The sequence below is a fragment of the Microvirga sp. Mcv34 genome (assembly GCF_024519725.1).
Classification (GTDB): Bacteria; Pseudomonadota; Alphaproteobacteria; order Rhizobiales; family Beijerinckiaceae; genus Microvirga.
In genome coordinates this window covers 164,911-182,561 of sequence record NZ_JALJRK010000001.1, presented here as the reverse complement: position 1 = coordinate 182,561, position 17,651 = coordinate 164,911, and the positions used below count along the sequence as shown (strand labels likewise).

The 17,651-nt window shown below is 62.3% G+C and carries 20 protein-coding genes; 7 read left to right on the top strand and 13 right to left on the bottom strand.

Annotated features, from left to right (window positions below):
* Positions 1-146: 146 nt before the first annotated feature.
* Genes OC446_RS01090 through OC446_RS01080 form a run of 3 tightly spaced genes read right to left on the bottom strand, consistent with a single transcriptional unit; the run spans position 147 to position 2,507 of the window.
* Positions 147-839 (bottom strand): DnaA ATPase domain-containing protein, encoded by a 693-nt coding sequence (locus tag OC446_RS01090; protein ID WP_262027192.1) that lies wholly within the window; start codon positions 837-839, stop codon positions 147-149.
* Positions 832-1,947 carry an AI-2E family transporter gene (locus tag OC446_RS01085; protein ID WP_262027191.1) on the bottom strand — a complete coding sequence of 372 codons (1,116 nt, stop codon included), beginning with the start codon at positions 1,945-1,947 and terminating at the stop codon, positions 832-834. Before OC446_RS01085 ends, OC446_RS01090 begins: the two co-directional genes overlap by 8 nt.
* A 29-nt stretch (positions 1,948-1,976) precedes the next feature.
* Positions 1,977-2,507, bottom strand: coding sequence for a CDP-alcohol phosphatidyltransferase family protein (locus OC446_RS01080; protein ID WP_262027190.1), 531 nt, complete (start codon positions 2,505-2,507; stop codon positions 1,977-1,979).
* A gap of 281 nt (positions 2,508-2,788) precedes the next feature.
* On the opposite strand from OC446_RS01080, the gene purM reads away from it, so the two are divergent.
* Both purM and purN read left to right on the top strand, forming a co-directional pair.
* Positions 2,789-3,859 (top strand): phosphoribosylformylglycinamidine cyclo-ligase, encoded by a 1,071-nt coding sequence (gene purM, locus OC446_RS01075; protein ID WP_262027189.1) that lies wholly within the window; start codon positions 2,789-2,791, stop codon positions 3,857-3,859.
* A complete protein-coding gene (purN, locus tag OC446_RS01070; RefSeq protein WP_262027188.1) occupies positions 3,859-4,506 on the top strand; it encodes a phosphoribosylglycinamide formyltransferase in 648 nt (215 codons plus the stop codon). Before purM ends, purN begins: the two co-directional genes overlap by 1 nt.
* 60 nt (positions 4,507-4,566) lie before the next feature.
* On the opposite strand, the gene OC446_RS01065 is transcribed toward purN, so the two are convergent.
* The 3 genes from OC446_RS01065 to ndk form a co-directional block, all read right to left on the bottom strand.
* Positions 4,567-4,929, bottom strand: coding sequence for a hypothetical protein (locus OC446_RS01065; protein ID WP_262027187.1), 363 nt, complete (start codon positions 4,927-4,929; stop codon positions 4,567-4,569).
* A 268-nt stretch (positions 4,930-5,197) separates the two neighbouring features.
* Positions 5,198-7,351, bottom strand: coding sequence for a molybdopterin-dependent oxidoreductase (locus OC446_RS01060; RefSeq protein ID WP_262027186.1), 2,154 nt, complete (start codon positions 7,349-7,351; stop codon positions 5,198-5,200).
* An 84-nt stretch (positions 7,352-7,435) separates the two neighbouring features.
* Positions 7,436-7,858, bottom strand: a complete 423-nt coding sequence (gene ndk / locus OC446_RS01055; protein WP_114945919.1) for a nucleoside-diphosphate kinase — start codon at positions 7,856-7,858, stop codon at positions 7,436-7,438.
* Between the two features lie 543 nt (positions 7,859-8,401).
* On the opposite strand from ndk, the gene OC446_RS01050 reads away from it, so the two are divergent.
* Both OC446_RS01050 and OC446_RS01045 read left to right on the top strand, forming a co-directional pair.
* Entirely contained in the window at positions 8,402-9,961 is a 1,560-nt protein-coding gene (locus tag OC446_RS01050; RefSeq protein ID WP_262027185.1) for a cadherin domain-containing protein, read from the top strand.
* 180 nt (positions 9,962-10,141) lie between these two features.
* A complete protein-coding gene (locus tag OC446_RS01045) occupies positions 10,142-10,546 on the top strand; it encodes a DUF2147 domain-containing protein (RefSeq protein WP_262027184.1) in 405 nt (134 codons plus the stop codon).
* A gap of 12 nt (positions 10,547-10,558) precedes the next feature.
* Here the strand turns inward: OC446_RS01045 and OC446_RS01040 are convergent, their stop codons facing one another.
* Positions 10,559-11,164, bottom strand: a complete 606-nt coding sequence (locus OC446_RS01040; RefSeq protein ID WP_262027183.1) for a hypothetical protein — start codon at positions 11,162-11,164, stop codon at positions 10,559-10,561.
* 5 nt (positions 11,165-11,169) lie between these two features.
* Positions 11,170-11,877, bottom strand: a complete 708-nt coding sequence (locus OC446_RS01035; RefSeq protein WP_262027182.1) for a glutathione S-transferase N-terminal domain-containing protein — start codon at positions 11,875-11,877, stop codon at positions 11,170-11,172.
* Between the two features lie 182 nt (positions 11,878-12,059).
* Here OC446_RS01035 and OC446_RS01030 point away from each other — a divergent pair, with 182 nt between their 5' ends.
* Positions 12,060-12,314, top strand: coding sequence for a hypothetical protein (locus OC446_RS01030; protein WP_262027181.1), 255 nt, complete (start codon positions 12,060-12,062; stop codon positions 12,312-12,314).
* Between the two features lie 146 nt (positions 12,315-12,460).
* Positions 12,461-12,724 (top strand): hypothetical protein, encoded by a 264-nt coding sequence (locus tag OC446_RS01025; protein WP_262027180.1) that lies wholly within the window; start codon positions 12,461-12,463, stop codon positions 12,722-12,724.
* Positions 12,725-12,857: 133 nt separating this feature from the next.
* Here the strand turns inward: OC446_RS01025 and OC446_RS01020 are convergent, their stop codons facing one another.
* The 4 genes from OC446_RS01020 to gatC form a co-directional block, all read right to left on the bottom strand.
* Positions 12,858-13,181, bottom strand: a complete 324-nt coding sequence (locus tag OC446_RS01020) for an immunity protein YezG family protein (protein WP_262027179.1) — start codon at positions 13,179-13,181, stop codon at positions 12,858-12,860.
* Between the two features lie 436 nt (positions 13,182-13,617).
* Positions 13,618-13,917, bottom strand: coding sequence for a hypothetical protein (locus tag OC446_RS01015; protein WP_262027178.1), 300 nt, complete (start codon positions 13,915-13,917; stop codon positions 13,618-13,620).
* A gap of 5 nt (positions 13,918-13,922) precedes the next feature.
* Positions 13,923-15,437: an Asp-tRNA(Asn)/Glu-tRNA(Gln) amidotransferase subunit GatA gene (gene gatA / locus OC446_RS01010; RefSeq protein ID WP_262027177.1), complete on the bottom strand. Its 1,515-nt coding sequence runs from the start codon at positions 15,435-15,437 to the stop codon at positions 13,923-13,925.
* Positions 15,438-15,558: 121 nt separating this feature from the next.
* Positions 15,559-15,846: an Asp-tRNA(Asn)/Glu-tRNA(Gln) amidotransferase subunit GatC gene (gene gatC / locus OC446_RS01005; protein WP_262027176.1), complete on the bottom strand. Its 288-nt coding sequence runs from the start codon at positions 15,844-15,846 to the stop codon at positions 15,559-15,561.
* 267 nt (positions 15,847-16,113) lie between these two features.
* Here gatC and OC446_RS01000 point away from each other — a divergent pair, with 267 nt between their 5' ends.
* Positions 16,114-16,821 carry a hypothetical protein gene (locus tag OC446_RS01000; RefSeq protein ID WP_262027175.1) on the top strand — a complete coding sequence of 236 codons (708 nt, stop codon included), beginning with the start codon at positions 16,114-16,116 and terminating at the stop codon, positions 16,819-16,821.
* Between the two features lie 78 nt (positions 16,822-16,899).
* On the opposite strand, the gene OC446_RS00995 is transcribed toward OC446_RS01000, so the two are convergent.
* Entirely contained in the window at positions 16,900-17,601 is a 702-nt protein-coding gene (locus OC446_RS00995) for a metal-dependent hydrolase (RefSeq protein WP_262027174.1), read from the bottom strand.
* Between the last annotated feature and the right edge of the window lie 50 nt (positions 17,602-17,651).

Sequence of the window (17,651 nt, the reverse complement as noted above, 5' to 3'; positions counted from 1 at the left end):
CGGGGCCTCGTCGACGGTCTCCACCTCTTTCAGGGCAATCGCGCTGCGCACGTCGGTCTCCGCATTCTCGTTCTTCGGAGATCGTTTTGCTCTCGGCTTCGTGACGGTTTCACGACGGTTCGTCAGGGCGGCGTTGGTGTCAGACTTCACTCGCTCTCATCCGTTTCCTGTGCGGCACCCAGAATCTCCGCCGCGATCGCCCGGGACACGCGGCGCCCCCGGCTCAGGGCCTCCCGGTCGAGAAGCGCCACGAGTTCGGAGGCTTTCGCCAATGAGCGTTCGATCCGCAGGGCAATATAGTCGACAACGGAGGTGTCGACCACGAGTTGCCTGTCCACGAAAAGCTTCACCAGCACGGCTTTCAGCAGCGCATCGTCCGGCGCCTCCAGCGAGACGCTCGGCGCGAGGCGCAGGCGCGAGAGCAGGTCCGGCGTGCGCAGGGACCAGCGGTCGGGCGGCGTCTCGCAGGTAATCAGAAGCGAAGCCTTCCGCTCCCGCGCGAGGTTCAGGAGATGGAACAGGGCCGCCTCGTCCCGCTCGCCCCGGTCCATGTCCTCGATGGCGAGTGCGCCGTTCGAGACGAGGTGCGGAACCTTGTCCTGGGTAATCCCGGAGGCGTCCATGGTCCATGCGCGGGCGTTCGTGGCCCAGATGGAGGCCAGATGACTCTTGCCGCTACCGCGGGGACCGACGAGGAGCAGGATCGTGTCCGGCCAGTCGGGCCAGCTCTCGATGAGCCCGTAAGCCTGCTCGTTCGACGGGCTGACGAGGAAATCCTCGGCGCCGAAGCGGGGATCGAGCGGCAGGTCGAAGGCGAGCTGCTTGGGCATCTCACGCATCGAGATCGACCTTCTCAGGTTCGGCCCTGGATTTGAGCATCATCGGCTCCGTGCCGCGATAGAGGGGGCTCGCCAGGTATTGCCGCAGGGCGAAGCGCGCGATGACGCCCATGGCGGCAGCGAGCGGCACGGCCAACAGCAGCCCGACGAAGCCGAACAGGGCGCCGAAGGCCACCAGGGCGAACATCAGCCAGACCGGGTGCAGGCCGACGGATTCGCCCACCAGCTTCGGCGATAGGATGTTGCCTTCCACGAACTGGCCGAAGATGAAGATGCCCAGCGTGGCGGCGATCATGGTCCAGTCCGGCCAGAACTGCACGATGGCGACGCCGACCGACAGGATGAGCCCCGTCAGCGAGCCCACATAGGGAATGAAGCTCAAGAGTCCGGCTGTCATGCCGATCAGGGCGCCGAAGTTCAGCCCAACCAATGCGAGGCTCGCGGCATAGAAGCTGCCGAGGATGATGCAGACCAAGGCTTGGCCCCGGACGAAGCCGGCGATGGCCCGATCGATATCGCGGGCGATGGCCCGGATCGTGTCCCGATGCCGCATGGGCATCCAGGAATCCACGGTTCTGACCATGCGGTCCCAGTCGACCAGCATGTAGAAGGCCACGACCGGCGTCACCACCAGCAGGGAGAAGATGCCGATGAGAGCCTGCCCGCCGGACCAGAGTCCCTGCATGAAGGCGGTGACCCAGGCGATGCCCTGGCTGATCAGGTTGCCCACGGATGGAGGCGAGGCAGGCAACGCGTCCTCGATGCCCAGTTTGTGGATCAGCGGACCGAGCTGCTGGGCCCCCAGTTCCTGGAGCCGCGTCACGTAGCCGGGCAGCCGCTCCACGAAGGCCCCCACCTGCTGTGCCGCGAAGGGCACCAGGATCATGAGGGCGATGATGAAGATGAGGACGAAGAGGACCAGGATGAGCAGGCTCGCACCCAGGCGTCCGATGCCGACCTTCTGCAGCCGGTCAGCCAGGGGATCGAGCAGGTAGGCGAGCGCGAAGCCGGCGACGAACGGCAGGAGGATGCCGCGCAGCACGAACAGCAGCAGGACTGCGACGACCAGCGCCGCAATCCAAAACCCAATCTGCCGTTGGACCGTCATCGGTTCCCCATACTGTATCTTTTTGGCCATCAGGTGGACATGTGGCGCAGCCAACCGACGAGATAGGCACCGGCGGAGGCTATGGTCAAGGTCGCCACCACCGCCATGGCGATTTCCTCGAGCCCCCCGAGCCCCACGCCGAAGGCGTTGGCCGCGAGCGCATAGGCGGCAAAGCCAAGCTGCGCCCCGGTGTTGAGCTTGCTGACGATGAGCGGCTTGATCTCGACCGGGCGGCTCATGACCCAGGACAGGAGCACCGCCGCCACGATCATGGCATCCCGCGAGACCACCACGATGGCGAGCCAGCCCGGGATCGCACCCACGATGGCCAGGGTCACGTAGATCGACACCAGGAGCGACTTGTCGGCCAGGGGATCGATGTAGGAACCGAACTCGCTTCTCATGTCGAACTTGCGGGCGATGAACCCGTCGACCGCGTCGGAGACCCCGGCAACGACGAAAAGTGCGAAGGCCATGGCCCACCGCTGCTGCATGATCATGACGATCACGATGGGCACGAGGATGAGACGGCCGATGGTGATGATGTTCGGAATGGTCATCAGGCCGATGATGGCGGGTCGCGCGGCAGAGTTCAATCGCCGGGCCGGGGACAAGGGGATAAGATGGCACTTTCCCAGCCGTGATGGCCGGGAATGACACCCACCGCGTCATGGCCGGGCTTGGCCCGGCCGTCCCGATCCGGAAAAGCCCGGCGCTTCAATCGATCGGGGCTACCGGCACAAGGCCGGTGATGACGTGGAACAGGGTTCGCAAAATGCTAACTCTGCCCTTGCCTCCCGCCGCCTCTCGCCTTACTGCCCGAGCCAACACGGGGTGAGCCATGACGACCGAGAAGCAGACGAACGGCCTGACCTATGCCCAAGCGGGCGTCGACATCGACGCAGGCAACGCCATGGTCGACCAGATCAAGCCCCTGGTGCGATCCACGCGCCGGCCGGGCGCCGATGCGGAGATCGGCGGGTTCGGCGGGCTCTTCGACCTCAAGGCGGCGGGATTCAAGGACCCGATCCTGGTGGCGGCCAATGACGGCGTCGGCACCAAGGTCAAGATCGCCATCGACACGGGCATCCACGACACCATCGGCATCGACCTCGTGGCCATGTGTGTGAACGACATCATCGTCCAGGGGGCCGAGCCCCTGTTCTTCCTCGACTACTTCGCCACCGGAAAGCTCTCCCCCGAGGTTGGCGTCCACATCGTCAAGGGCATCGCCGAGGGCTGCCTCCAGGCCGGCTGCGCGCTGATCGGCGGCGAGACCGCCGAGATGCCGGGGCTCTACGCCAAGGGCGATTACGACCTTGCGGGCTTCGCGGTCGGTGCGGCCGAGCGCGGCACGCTGCTGCCAAAGGACGTGACGATCGGGGATGTGCTCATCGGCCTGCCCTCCTCGGGCGTCCATTCCAACGGCTTCTCGCTCGTGCGACGGATCGTCGAGCATTCCGGCCTCGCCTGGGACGCACCCGCCCCCTTCGCGGCGGGCAAGACCCTCGCCCAGGCCCTGCTGGAGCCGACCCGCATCTACGTGAAGGCGCTCCTGGAAGTTCTCAAAGGCGGCGACGGCGTCAACGCGCTCTGCCACATCACCGGCGGCGGCTTCCCGGATAACATCCCACGCGTCCTGCCCGACGGGGTTGGCGTGCGCCTCGACCTCGACGCCATCGCCGCCCCGCCCGTCTTCGGGTGGCTTGCCAAGGTCGGCGGCGTGGCCGAGGCCGAGATGCTGCGCACCTTCAACTGCGGCATCGGCATGATCGTGGTGGCGGGCGCCGACAAAGCTGACGCTGTGATGGGGCGCCTTTGTCAGGCCGGCGAGAACCCGGTCCGCATCGGCGAGACCGTAGCCCATTCGGGCGGCGAACGCGTCCTGACCTCGGGGTCCCTGAAACTCTGATGTCCCGCCGCCGCGTCGCCATCCTGATCTCGGGCCGCGGCTCGAACATGGTCTCGCTGATCGAGGCCGCGCGCGCCGGAGATTATCCGGCCGAGATCGCCCTCGTCCTGTCGAATCGTCCCGACGCGGCCGGCCTCGACTGGGCGAGGGAGGCCGGAATCTCCACCTGCGTGATCGACCACAAGGCCCATCCCACCCGGGAGGATTTCGAGCACGCGATGGACGCGGCGCTCGCCTCGCACGCCATCGATTTCATCTGCCTCGCCGGTTTCATGCGGGTGCTGACCGAGGGGTTCGTGGAGCGCTGGTCGGGCCAGATGGTCAATATCCACCCCTCCCTCCTGCCCCTGTTCCGGGGCACGCAGACCCACCGCCGGGCCCTCGAAGAAGGCGTGCTGGTCCACGGCTGCACCGTGCATTTCGTGGTGCCGGAGCTGGACGCCGGCCCCATCATCGCCCAGGCCGTGGTGCCCGTAGTGCCGGGCGACACGCAGGACAGCCTCGCGGCCCGCGTGATCGTCCAGGAGCACAAGCTCTATCCGGCCGCCTTAAGGATGATCTGCGACGGGACGGCCCGGCTGGAGAACGGCAAGGTCGTGTTCTCGCACGGGTGGAATGCCGACGGGGCGCTGCATTCGCCAAGCTGAATGCAACGCACTCCCCTCATTCCCGGACTCGTCCCGGCCATGACGCAGACATGTAAGGACCTAAAGCGGCCGCGGCAGCTTGCAGGCGTCGAGGGCGGAAAGCGCCTTCTCGCGGGCGGTTTCGTTGAACACCCCCGTGTCGCGGTAGGCCTGAAGCTCGGTAGCGCTGAGCGAGCGCATGGTGCGGCCGGCATAGCAATCGCAGGACCGGTTGAGAGACGCCTCGCTGACGCTGCTCTGGAGTTTGGCCTGCGTGATCGAGCAGGACTGGCTGACGCGGGCGCGCAGCTGGGGCACGCTTTCCGTCTTCAGGGCCGGGTCGGGCTCGTATTGGGTCGGCGTGCTGGAGGCGGCGGCATAGGCCGCGGTCGCGCCAAGGGACACGGCCGCCGAGACGAGCAGCGCGCGGATAAACGAATTCATGGATAACTCTCCAGAGATGAAATCACGTTCGGTGCTTAAGAATAGGCTTGGCCGTGCGGGATCAAGGGGGACCTGCGAATAGGCTTAAGAAGGTCTGACCGAGCGCTTCTCGAACGTCCTCGCCGTCCCTGAACTTGATTCGGGGATCGGTGCCGGTGATCCCGATTGTCTGAAGCGCCGAGCTTCAACGGATCGGCATGACCGGGACAAGCCCGGCCATGACGTGGCGGGTTCGTCCGGGCCCGGACTGGCCGTTCTCCGTCGAGCACTAGCCGACAGCAGCCTCGGTGCGGCGGTGCTTCCGTGCGATCGGGAGTTCCAGCGATGGATCGAGATCGGCCTTTTCCAGCGCCACCCGGTTGTCGTGGAAGGCCGCGCCGCCGTAGGGCGCCACTTGGTCGCCGCCAGTGAGCGTGTTGATGCCCCGTCCGAACGGATGGGCCGCGTTGGGCCAGATGCCTTCGGCGATGAGTACGCCACGCCGCACGCCATCGAAGAGCTTGGCGCGGAGATAAACTTCCCCGCGATGATTCCTCAGCTTCACCCAATCGCCGTCGGCAATGCCCTGCCGCCCGGCGTCGAGCGGGTGGATCATCACCTCGGGCCGGCGCTCCTTGTCGAGGGAGGTCGGGGTTTCGGTGAAGCTCGAATTGAGGAAGTTGCGGGCCGGGCTCGTGGCGAGCCGGAACGGATGCTCCTCGGTGGCCGTCTCGATCACACCCCATTGGTCCGGGAAGGAGGGCATTGTGGCCCATGGGCCCATGGCGCCGTTGTTGTAGGACGGGATCGCGGTCCAGTCGGGCCTGAAGCGGAACTTGCCGTCCGGGTAGCCGAAACCCTTCAGGAAATGGGCCTCCTCGAAGGGCGGCTGCGCGTCGAAATGGACGTGGGCCTCCAGGTTCTCAAGGGAGCCCCAGCCGGAATTCTTGAGTGTCCAGTCGATGATCTCGCGCGGCTCCATGGCGAAGCCGCGATGCTCGGCGCCCAGGCGCCCGGCGAGACCGCGGAAGACCTCATGGTTGGAGCGGCATTCGCCGGGCGGGTCGATGAGCTTGGGGCCGACCTGGAAATGCTGGTGTCCGCCACCGGAATAGAGATCGTCATGCTCCATGAACATGGTCGCGGGCAGGACGACATCGGCCATGAGGGCCGTCTCGGTCATGAACTGCTCGTGGACGCATACGAACAGGTCCTCGCGGGCAAAGCCCTGCTTGACCAGCTCCTGTTCGGGGGCGACCGAGACCGGGTTGGTGTTCTGGATCAGCATCGCCTTGACGGGCGGACCGTTGTAGAGCGCCTCAGCGTCGCCCGTGAGAACGCGGCCGATCTGCGACTGGTCGAGAATGCGGATCGCGGGATCGATGGCGTCGTGGCCCTCGATCAGGGCCTTGTTCCAGTGGAAGATGCCGCTGTTCGAATGGAACGCGCCACCGCCCTCGTATTGCCAGGCGCCGGTCACGGTCGGGATGGACACGGCGGCATGCATGTTGACCACGCCATTGCGCTGGCGGGCGAAGCCGAAGCCGAGGCGGAAGAAGCTGCGCTTCGTCGTTCCCACGAGTTTGGCGAACGCTTCGATCTCCTCGACCGACAGGCCCGTGATGGCAGAGGCCCAAGCCGGGTCGCGGGTGCGCAGATGCTCTTCGAGCTCCCGCGGATGATCGGTGTAGCGCTCCAGGTAATCCCGGTCCGCCAAACCGTCGCGGAACAGCACGTGCATGACCGCGCAGGCGAGCGCCCCGTCGGTGCCGGGCTTCACCAGGAGCGCCATGTCGGCCTGCTTCATGGTGGCGTTCTGGTAGATGTCGATTACCACGAGCTTGGCGCCACGCTCCTTGCGGGCCTTCATCGCGTGGGTCATCACGTTGACCTGGGTGTGCACCGGGTTCGTGCCCCAGATCACGATGCAGTCGGAGACAGCCATCTCGCGCGGGTCGGAGCCCCGCAGGTGACCGGTGCCGGCCACGTAGCCGGTCCAGCTCATGGCCGTGCATATGGTGGAGTACTGGCCCGAATACTTCTTCACATGGCGCAGGCGGTTGATGCCGTCTCGCATCACGTAGCCCATGGTGCCGGCATAATAATACGGCCAGACGGATTCCGACCCGAACGCCCGCTCTGCCTCCAGGAACTTTTCGGCCACGATGTCGAGAGCCTCGTCCCAGGAGATGCGCTCGAATTGCCCCGACCCCTTCGGCCCGGTGCGCTTCAAGGGATGGAGCAGCCGGTCCGGGTTGTGGATGCGCTCCGCGTAGCGGGCCACCTTGGCGCAGATGACGCCCGCCGTGTAGCTGTTGCTCTTCGCCCCGTGCACGCGCCCGATGGAGCGCCCGTCGATCACCTCGACCTCGAGGGAGCACACGGAGGGGCAATCATGCGGACAGACGGACGCGCGGCGTTCGATGCGGGGAGCTTGGTTCATGGCGGGCGCATCATGACGGAGCGGGAGGCTAAAGAAAAGGCCGCCCAAGGGGCGGCCTGAACATGAAGGCTATGCTTGAAAGGCTTAGCCGACGATCTCGTTGCCCGAGAAGAACTGGGCGATTTCGATCTTGGCGTTGTCGAGGCTGTCGGAGCCGTGGACCGAGTTCTCGCCGATGGACTTGGCGTAGAGCTTGCGGATCGTGCCCTCGGCGGCGCTCTCCGGGTTGGTGGCGCCCATGATCTCGCGGTAGCGGAGCACGGCGCCCTCGCCCTCGAGAACCTGAACGACGACCGGAGCGGAGATCATGAAGTCCACGAGCTCGCCGAAGAAGGGGCGCTCCTTGTGGACCGCGTAGAAGGTCTCGGCCTCGCGGCGGCTCATGAGGATGCGCTTCTGCGCCACGATGCGCAGACCGGCGTTCTCGATGACGGCATTGATGGCGCCGGTGAGGTTACGCTCCGTCGCGTCGGGCTTGATGATGGAGAAGGTGCGCTCGATGGCCATGGGAACTCGCTTCTGAGAAGAAATAGGAAAGTGCGGCGCTTATAGCGATGCGATCCCCTCCCCTCAAGCGCCTTTTGCAAGTGCGAAGGTGACGAGCACTCCGATACCCAGAAACTCGGCGACGGGGTTGCCGGCCCTAAAAGTACAGCGAGTTCCAGAACCGGCTTTGAAGGGCGTAGATAGCTGATCATCCATTGCCACGATTTTGTTTTATATTATAACGTTTAAAAACCTTCTAGGAACTCGACAATGGCAGACATTGAGATAAACGGCCCAGATCCCATCACGACAACCGTCAAAATGGAATCTCAGCTCCCAATTCCGTCGATGTCGCTACTGGTCACAGCGTCAGGCCGGATCGATGTCTCTGGTGGCGATGGGATCATATCGCGTTATCCGGTCAATTTCGCCGATGTGACGGTCAACGGCACTGTCTCGTCATCTATGAATGGCGTCTATCTACTCGTGGGTAAACTAACGGTTGGGTCAGGCGCCAGCGTGTCGGGATCGACCGGCTTCCTTTGCGTAAATGAGAGCGAGGTCGTGAACAACGGCACGCTTTCGGGAACCCGGAGCGGGATCGAATCCGGCAGGAGCCTGAAACTCGACAATACCGGCATCATCAATTCGTCGGAAGGCTCAGGTGTTTACTGCCCCTCGTATTTCCCATCTGCCGAAGGATACCAGATCGTCAATTCCGGCACGATCAGAGGAAAGTATGAAGCGATCCTGGTCTCCGCAGACAGAACGTACGGCACCATCAACCGTGCCTTTATCACCAACAATGGTGTTCTGGAGAGCCAAAGCGCAACCACCGTCAAGACCGGCGATGCAGACGATACCTATAATGCCCGCGGCGGAGGACGTGCGACCGGGTTCATCGATCTCGGGAACGGCAACAATACCGGATATGGCGGCTCCTTCGACGACAAGTTCATCATCGGAAGCGGCAACGACGAGATCGACGGCGGCGGCGGGTTCGACACGGTTACCTTCTCGACCAATGCCAATCTCACGGTCAATCTCAACATCGCCGAGCGACAGACCACAGGAGCCGGCAACGATCTCCTGATCAATGTCGAAGGCTTGATCGGCGGCTCGGGCGCGGACAAGTTCATCGGCAACGACAGCGCGAACCGCCTCGTTGGCGGCGGCGGCAACGACACGCTGATCGGCGGCAAGGGCAATGATACCCTTGAGGGCGGCGCCGGCACCAACGTTGCGGAGTTCAGCGGCGCGTTCTCGGAATACGAGATCCGGCAGCAAGCGGACGGGAGCATCCTGGTCCACGACCGCGTCGACGGCCGCGACGGGGACGACATCCTCATAGGCATACGTCAGGTCTTTTTCAACGGGCAGGCGCAGAACCTGAACGCCAATCCGGTCGGGCTCGCTCTTTCCGCTACGGCGTTCGATGAGACATTCGTGGTTGGAAGAACTCTTGCCACGATCTCAGCCCTGGATTCCGATGGCGATGCGCTGACCTATTCCCTCGTGTCGGATGCGGGCGGCATGTTCCGGATCGCGAACGACAAGCTCGTGCTGAACAGGGCGTTCGACTACGAGACGGCCAAGCAGCACAGCGTTACCGTCAAGGTCACGGACACCTACGGGGGCGAGACGACGCAGACCTTCACCATCGAAGTACGCAACGTGGTGGAGGGGAATCCTCTTACGCTCATTGGAACCGGGGGTGCGGACCAACTCGCGGGCGAGGCTGGCAACGACAAGATCTACGGCAAGCTCGGCAATGACACACTCACAGGTGGATCCGGGCAGGATATCTTCGTGTTCGACACCAAGCCGCATAAGACGAAGAACGTGGACAAGCTCGCCGACTTCAGCGTGGCGGATGACACGATTTACCTTGAGAACAAGTACTTCAAGGTCGGTTCGGGTACAATTTCCAAGCCCCAGAAGATGGCATCGAAGCACTTCTATAAGGGCACGAAGGCGCATGACGGCGATGACCGCATCATCTACGACAGCAAGAAGGGTGTGATCTACTATGATGCGGACGGCACCGGCGCGTCGGCCCAGGTGAAGATCGCCACAATCGAGAAAAAACTAAAGCTGGCCGCTGGCGACTTCTACGTTATCTGAAGGTCTCTTCGCAGAACTGTCGTGGGAATGGACGGAGCAAGACTCCCCCCTCGCCTCTCAGGGGTAGCAGCGCAACTGTGCCTGGGCGGCGCAGCCATGCCTATCTTGTAGAAAGCTGACCGGCTCCACTAGATTCTTCTAGGATCGACCCAATGAAGACCGTCATAGAGGGAGTTTTCCATGAAACGAGCGATCCTGGCCGCCTTCGGCCTTGCCTTTCTCTCGCTCCCCGTGAACGCCCAATCGGCCAATCCGAGCGGGACCTGGCTCACGCAGAGCGGCGATACACGGGTGAGGATTGCCCAATGCGGGGCCGTCTATTGCGGCACCATCGTATCCTCGACCTACGAGAAGGACACGAACAACGCGGACCCGAAGCTGAGAGACCGCAACATCGTGGGCGTCCGGATGATCTGGGACGCCAAGCCGGAAGGGGACGGCTATAGCGGCCAGCTCTACAACCCGCAGGACGGCAAGACCTATACGGGCAAGTTCAAGGTCATGAGCCCGACGACCCTGCAGCTCTCCGGCTGCGTTCTCGGCGGGCTCATCTGCCGGTCGCAGACCTGGACGAAGACGAATTGAGCGAGTTCGATGCTATGGGTGCTCGTGAACGATCGTGAGCGGGCGCCCCAACTCCCGCTCGAACGCTTGTACGAAAGAAGACGAAAGAAACCAGTTGTTGAAGCGGAATCCAAGGTTGCCGAATCCGAAAACGGGATCGAAGCGCCAGCCGGAAAGTTGAGCCACGTGGCCGCACCGGACGCATGTCAGCGGCTCGGGATGCCCATCGAACCATGTCTGAAAAGCGTCATTCCATTCGTCACCAAGCCTGGTTTGCTCCGTATCACACCGAGTACAATAGATCCCGATACCGTTATCACCTGCGGTGAAAATGGTCCTTTGCGTCGTGACCTCTAAGTAGTTATGGCTCAAACGGAGAGTCTCATCGTACTCGGATGCTTCCTTGAAGCTTGGTCCAGGCCTGTAAACGTTGACAGCGACCTTGGCGTAAGAGCCGTCTGGGCCACGGCAATCCCCCTGCTCGACTTCAGCGGGACCAATGATGCCCCTTCCATGAAGCCAGGAGATCATACGTGCCGCCTCATGAGGGGCATCGTCGAGGCTCACTTCTGAATCGACAAGAATGGTATTGAAGTCGCCCATGGAGCCTCGCACTGCGGCTTCCACCGGAAGCGCCATGCAGCCTATCTTGCCCTTTGGCCGAACAGTACTGCCTGAACCGAGGGGTCTGTTAGGTCGGTCTTCTCACGGTCCTCGGAGCTGACCTTGATTCCGCGCAGGACCGCCGGGCGGGCGAGAACGGTTTCCAGCCAGCGCTTGGCATGCGGGAAATCGTCGATGTTCTGGCCCTGGCGCTCCCACAGCTTCGCCCAGGGGGCGATAGCCATGTCGGCGATCGAGTACTCACCCGCTACGAATTCCCGGTCGGCGAGGCGCTTGTTCAGCACGCCGTAAAGGCGGTTGGTCTCATTGGTATAGCGGTCGATGGCATACGGCACCTTCTCGGGCGCATAGATGCGGAAATGGTGCGTCTGGCCGAGCATGGGACCGAAGCCGCCCATCTGCCAGAACAGCCATTGGTCGACCTCGACCCGCCCGCGCTCGTCCTGCGGATAGAATTTCCCTGTCTTGCGGCCCAGATATTGCAGGATTGCCCCCGACTCGAACACGGAGATCGGCTGCCCATCGGGACCGTTAGGATCCACGATGGCGGGCATCTTGTTGTTGGGCGAGATCGCCAGGAATTCCGGCTCGAACTGTTCGCCCTTGCCGATATTGACCGGACGGATCGCGTAAGGCAGCCCGCATTCCTCCAGCATGATGGTGATCTTCCATCCGTTCGGGGTCGGCCAGTAATAGAGATCGATCGGTTGCTGCGCGGAAGCCGCCATGGATTTCCCTCTCCTTACGTAACACACGGGTCCGTGCGGGACGTTAGGACATTAGATCGGGATGCGCACCCTCATGCGCAATGAAATTCCGTGGAAAGGCCGCACGGCTGCTCTCCAGCCCTTGCATGTTCCGATATTTCATCATGAGATGTCCCAGACATGATAATGTTCCCAGGGGACCGATGATGAACCGTTTCGTGAGTTCCGCCCTCGCCGCCGCGCTGGCCGTGTCCATGGCAGGTGCCGCCCAGGCCGCCGCCGAGATGAAGCCGAAGAAGGAGCCGACGGCCGCCCAGCTTGCGGCTCGCGAGCGCATGAGCAAATGCAGCGCGGAATGGAAAGAGGCCAAGGCTGGCGGCAAACTCGCCAAGGACGCCAAGTGGCCGAAATTCTGGAGCGAGTGCAACACGCGCCTCAAGGGCGGCACAAAGGCTTAAAATCGCTCTTATGCACGACCGGAAACCGGTCACGCATAATATCTGGGTGCTCAGAAATGTGGCCTTGGCTGAGGAGGGCTCTTACGCCTAAAGCGTCCTCTCCCAAGCATTTGGCGCTAGAACTTGGGGGCGAGATCATTGCCCTTATGCAAGTCGACGGCATCGATTATCCGTGGACATACGCAACCTTGCTGGATGCAACGAAATTCGAGCGCTTCCGGCCTTACTTCATAGACACAGAATCATCTCTGGACGAAGACGTTGAACTTGAGTCGCTTTGCTCCGAAGTGCAGACCAAGGGCGGATTTCGTCTACGATGCTTGGCAACGAATGAAGTGTTCATCGATCTTGTCATGAATCAGGAAGGCAACATCGTATGGTTCCGCTGTCACCCTGACGACGGAGCTTGACCAAATTCGAGCTTGTCACAACCTCTTAAACCCTAATGACTATGGCAAACTCCAGCCACTCGTAGAACCGATGTGCGACACTGTATGTCTCGTTGGAGGTCAACTTTAGCGCTATAGCCGCAAGGGCGCCTTATCAATCATCGTATGAGAAATTCAATTTGAAGCCTCCGCCGTTGCTCAGCTCAAATAAAGCTGAAGTCCAGTGACCACGACTTGCCTCGCAGGTCAAAGCTCTGATCTCATTGAAGGCATTATAGATCAAATGCATTTTTGGAGCGACTTCCTTGGCGAAGCTTCTCGCAGGATCCTCAGCACTAGCCTGATACTTGAAGTCGAACTCGCCATGGTCGTCCTCTAATTTCGCAATAATCCATGCTTTGGACCAGTTCGTTCCCAACGTATCTGCAATAGCATTACCTATAGTGAGGTAAAGCTCCTCAAGCCTGTTTGTATTCATGGAGGACCCTCGAAACAAAATTACTTTTCTCTTAGACCTCTTGTCGTTGTGCGTAAATGCTAGCCGTTCGCAGAACCGTTGCGAGCCCTTGCGGGTCTTGTTAGAGGTCAACTCCATGGCCGCAGCCTATGAGTGCGGGCGAACTCCTCGGCGAGGGCGATGATTTGGGCACCGTTGCCGCCCAATAGCTGAACTGCCTTCACCTCCGCGCCCTTCACTTTCAAGCGTACAGCGCCGCAGGCGGTGAAATTGAAGTACGAGGTACGTTGGAACGCGCCGACGACCTTGTTATCGTCGAATGCTACGAAAAGCTTATTGTGGGGCTCTGAACGGCAGCGAAAGCAGCCTCATAGTCACGCCGTCTCTTGGCTGACCAGACGCAAAAGATCCGTTCGTACTTTGAAGCCAAGCAAAGCTTCGATGCGCTGGCCGAAGCCTAACGCCTGATCAGCCGTCGGGCCGCATAGGCGCCGCCGGCCCAGAGCAATGCGGCGACGAAGCGAACCGGAAACAGGGTTAGGCCGTCGGAGCGCACCGGGGCGATCCAGGGCAGGCCCAGGCTGCTGATCCCCCAGGAGACGAGGACCGATACAGCCAAGGCGATCATGCCGATGATCAGCACCTTGCCGAACTGGTCGGCCTTCCAGCCGAGCCAGACTGCGATGACGATCAGGACAGGATCGAAGGCCGCCGGTAGCCAGTCCCAGAGATGAACGACGGGAACGGTGGGATGCACGCGACCTAAGCCCACCAAGCCGTGGGCAGTTCAATGCGGCCGGCGGCATCCTCGATCACCTGACCGGCCGCGAAGAGGGTCTCTTCGTCGAAGGCGCGGCCGATGAGCTGGAGGCCGAGCGGCAGCCCTTGAGCGTCGAGCCCGGCCGGAACTGCGATGCCCGGCAGGCCGGCCATGTTCACCGTCACGGTGAAGATGTCGTTGAGATACATCTCGACCGGATCGCCTGAGCCCTTCTCGCCGATGCCAAAGGCGGCGGACGGCGTGGCCGGGGTCAGGATGGCGTGAACGCCCTGGGCATAGACCTCCTCGAAGTCGCGCTTGATCAGGGTGCGCAGCTTCTGGGCCCGAACGTAATAGGCATCGTAATAGCCGGCGGACAGCACGTAGGTGCCGATCATGATGCGGCGCTTGACCTCACGGCCGAAGCCGGCGGCGCGGGTTTTTTCGTAGAGTTCGACGATGTCGCGGCCGTTCTCGCGCAGGCCGTAGCGCACGCCGTCATAGCGGGCGAGGTTCGAGGACGCCTCGGCCGGAGCCACGATGTAATAGGCCGGCAGGGCGTATTTGGTGTGCGGCAGGGAGACCTCGACGATCTCGGCGCCAGCGGCGCGCAGCCATTCCGTGCCCTGCTGCCAGAGCTTCTCGATCTCGGGCGACATGCCGTCGATCCGGTATTCCTTCGGAATGCCGATCTTGAGGCCCTTCACGCCCCGGGAGACGGCCGCCTCGAAATCCGGCACCGGAAGGTCGACGCAGGTGGTGTCCTTGTCGTCCGGGCCCGCCATGGAACGCAGCATGATGGCCGTGTCGCGCACGGTGCGGGCAATGGGGCCGGCCTGGTCCAGGGACGAGGCGAAGGCCACCGTGCCCCAGCGGGAGACGCGCCCATAGGTCGGCTTGATGCCGACCGTGCCGGTGAAGGCCGCCGGCTGGCGGATCGAACCGCCCGTATCGGTCGCGGTGGCGCCTAGGCAGAGATGGGCGGCAACCGCCGCCGCCGAGCCGCCCGAGGAGCCGCCGGGCACCAGATGCGTCCCCTCGATGGCGCCCGCCGCGCCCGCGCTCACGTTCGAGCCCTCGCGCCGCCAGGGCGACACCACCGGCCCGAAGGCGCTGGTCTCGTTGGAGGAGCCCATGGCGAACTCGTCCAGGTTCAGCTTGCCGAGCATCACGGCGCCGTCGTTCCAGAGGTTCCGGGTGACGGTGGATTCGTAAGGCGGGTTGAAGTTGCCCAGGATCTTCGATCCTGCCGTCGTGGTCACGCCGTCGGTGCAGAACAGGTCCTTGATGCCGAGCGGAATGCCCTCAAGCGCCCCGCCTTGCCCCTTGGACAGCTTCTCGTCAGAGGCCTTGGCCATGGCGAGCGCCTTTTCGGGCGTCTCCAGCACATAGGCGTTGAGCGCCCTCGCCTTCTCTATGGCGGCGAGATGGGCCTGGGCCAGCTCGGTGGCGGAGAAGGACTTGGCCTTCAAACCGTCGCGGGCCTCGGCAATCGTGAGATGGGTCAGTTCGGTCACGGGACTGGATCTCTTGTCTCGACGTCCTGGCCGGGCTCGTCCCGGCCATCCACGCCTTATTCTGCGGGAGATCCCCGGGTCGCGCTGCGCTTGCCCGGGGATGGTCGAATAGGCCTGCGCCTTATTCGACCACCTTGGGCACGAGGAAGAAGTTGTCTTCCGTGGTGGGGGCGTTGCGGACGATCTTGTCCGCGTAGCCGCCATCGGTCACGCCGTCCTGGCGCTTCTTCATGACCATGGGGGTCACGGAGGTCATCGGCTCGATGCCCTCCACGTCCACCTCGTTGAGCTGCTCGACGAAGGAGAGAATCGCGTTGAGCTCGCCCTGGAGATGAGGCACCTCCGCATCCGTCACGGCAATGCGCGCCAGATGGGCGATGCGGCGGACCGTTTTCTCATCGACCGACATGAATGGTCTAACCTCTTGGAAATCTGCTTGGCGGCCTATAGCACCCGCCCGCCTCGGGGGGCAACGCCGGATGTGGGAAAGCGGGCACTCCCCCTGTCCTTCGGTCGAGCAACCCTCTCCGACAATATGGAACGGCCTATGCGCCGACCCGCCCCATCTTAAAACGTGTTCCTGACCAAAAATCTATCAAGGGTAGACATGACACCTAATATTGTTACAAATACGTGACAAGAAGTCTGATGCCGAGTTGGCTTGAGGTTAGGTTCAATGTGTACCTATTGGGCAAAAGCGGGCGTTGTATTTGCTGCCTTCACCACCCTTCTTGCAGGCTCGTCGTTGCCGACGTTGGCCCAGGCAGCAGGGCGGAAAGGAGGACCGCATCAGGGGCAAGCCAGTGAACCTGCCATTATTTTCGTGCGTGTGCTGAAGGATGGAGAAGGTTGCAGAGGCGTCGCACGCCTGCGTCCATTCAAGGGTGGACAACTGGACAGGAGCCGCTTCGTCGATATCGGATATGTCGTCGAAACCGACTCGAAACCTCAACTCCAAGCGATGGGAGAGCTTCTCGGAAAGGGCGCCACCCTCGACTTCAAAGGGATGTTCGCGAGTACGAACAAGAGCCGCAAGGACCAGTTTGTCACGATTGCACCTGGCACCTACGTCATGACCAACATTCTCTGTGACCAGGGTCAAAGGAAGACATGGATCGGCGGTGACCACTCCAACCTGTTCGCCGCAGAAACAGGTCAAACCACTCCCATCAAAGGGGCGAACATCATCGACGTAAAGCCGGGTGAAATCCTGGATGCAGGAATCCTGGAGATCAAAAGCGATCAGGTCGGCTTCTTCGAGACCAAAACGGCATCGGTCATCGCGGCCCCTACTCCCGAAAGCGAGCAGGAACAGATCCGTGAGATATTTCAGGGAACTGGAAAAAAGATGCGCTTCACGACCTTCCGCGTAGGTATCAGATAGACGTCTAGGATCTAACGGTCGCGTTGTTGTTTTGAGCCCCTGACTTGCGGCAGGGGCTCAAAGAGCTTCGTTGGCGCCTCACACTGTCACGCCGACCGTCTTATGCGGCACGACCACCTGAACGCCCTTCCCGTCCAGGGCCGCGACGAAGCGGTCGGCGTTGGGGATGAGCGGTGGGAAGGAGGCGTAGTGGCACGGGATGACCGCCTTGGCGCGGCTGAAATACCGCTCGACCGCCAGGGCGGCGACTTCGGGCCCCATCGTGAAGCGGTCGCCGATGGGCACGATCACCACGTCGGGCTGGTGGATCTCGGCGATCAGGGCCATGTCGCCGAAGATGTCTGTGTCGCCCATGTGATACACGGTCGGCTCGCCCGACGCCTTCACGATGACGCCGTTGGCGTTCCCGAGCGGGAAGTTCACGTCCATCTCCACGAGGCCCGCCGAATGGTCGGCCCGTACCAGGGTGACCGTGAACCCGTCCTGCTCCGTCGTGCCGCCCGTGTTCATGGGATCGATGTTCTGGACGCCCTGCTTGGCGAGATACATGCAGAGCTCGAAATTGGTCACCACCTTGGCGCCTGTCGCCTTGGCGATCTCGACCGTATCGCCCACGTGGTCGCCATGACCATGGGTGACCAGGATGTGGGAGATCCCCTGGGCGATCTTGTCCTTGTCGCCACCGAAGGCCGGATTGCCGGTGAAGAACGGATCGATGAGCACGGCCTTGCCGGCGAAATCGAGCCGGAAGGCAGAATGACCGAACCACGTAATTTTCATGGGAATACCCTCGCTTTCGGCAACAGGAGATGGGGCGGCCGCGCCGTTCC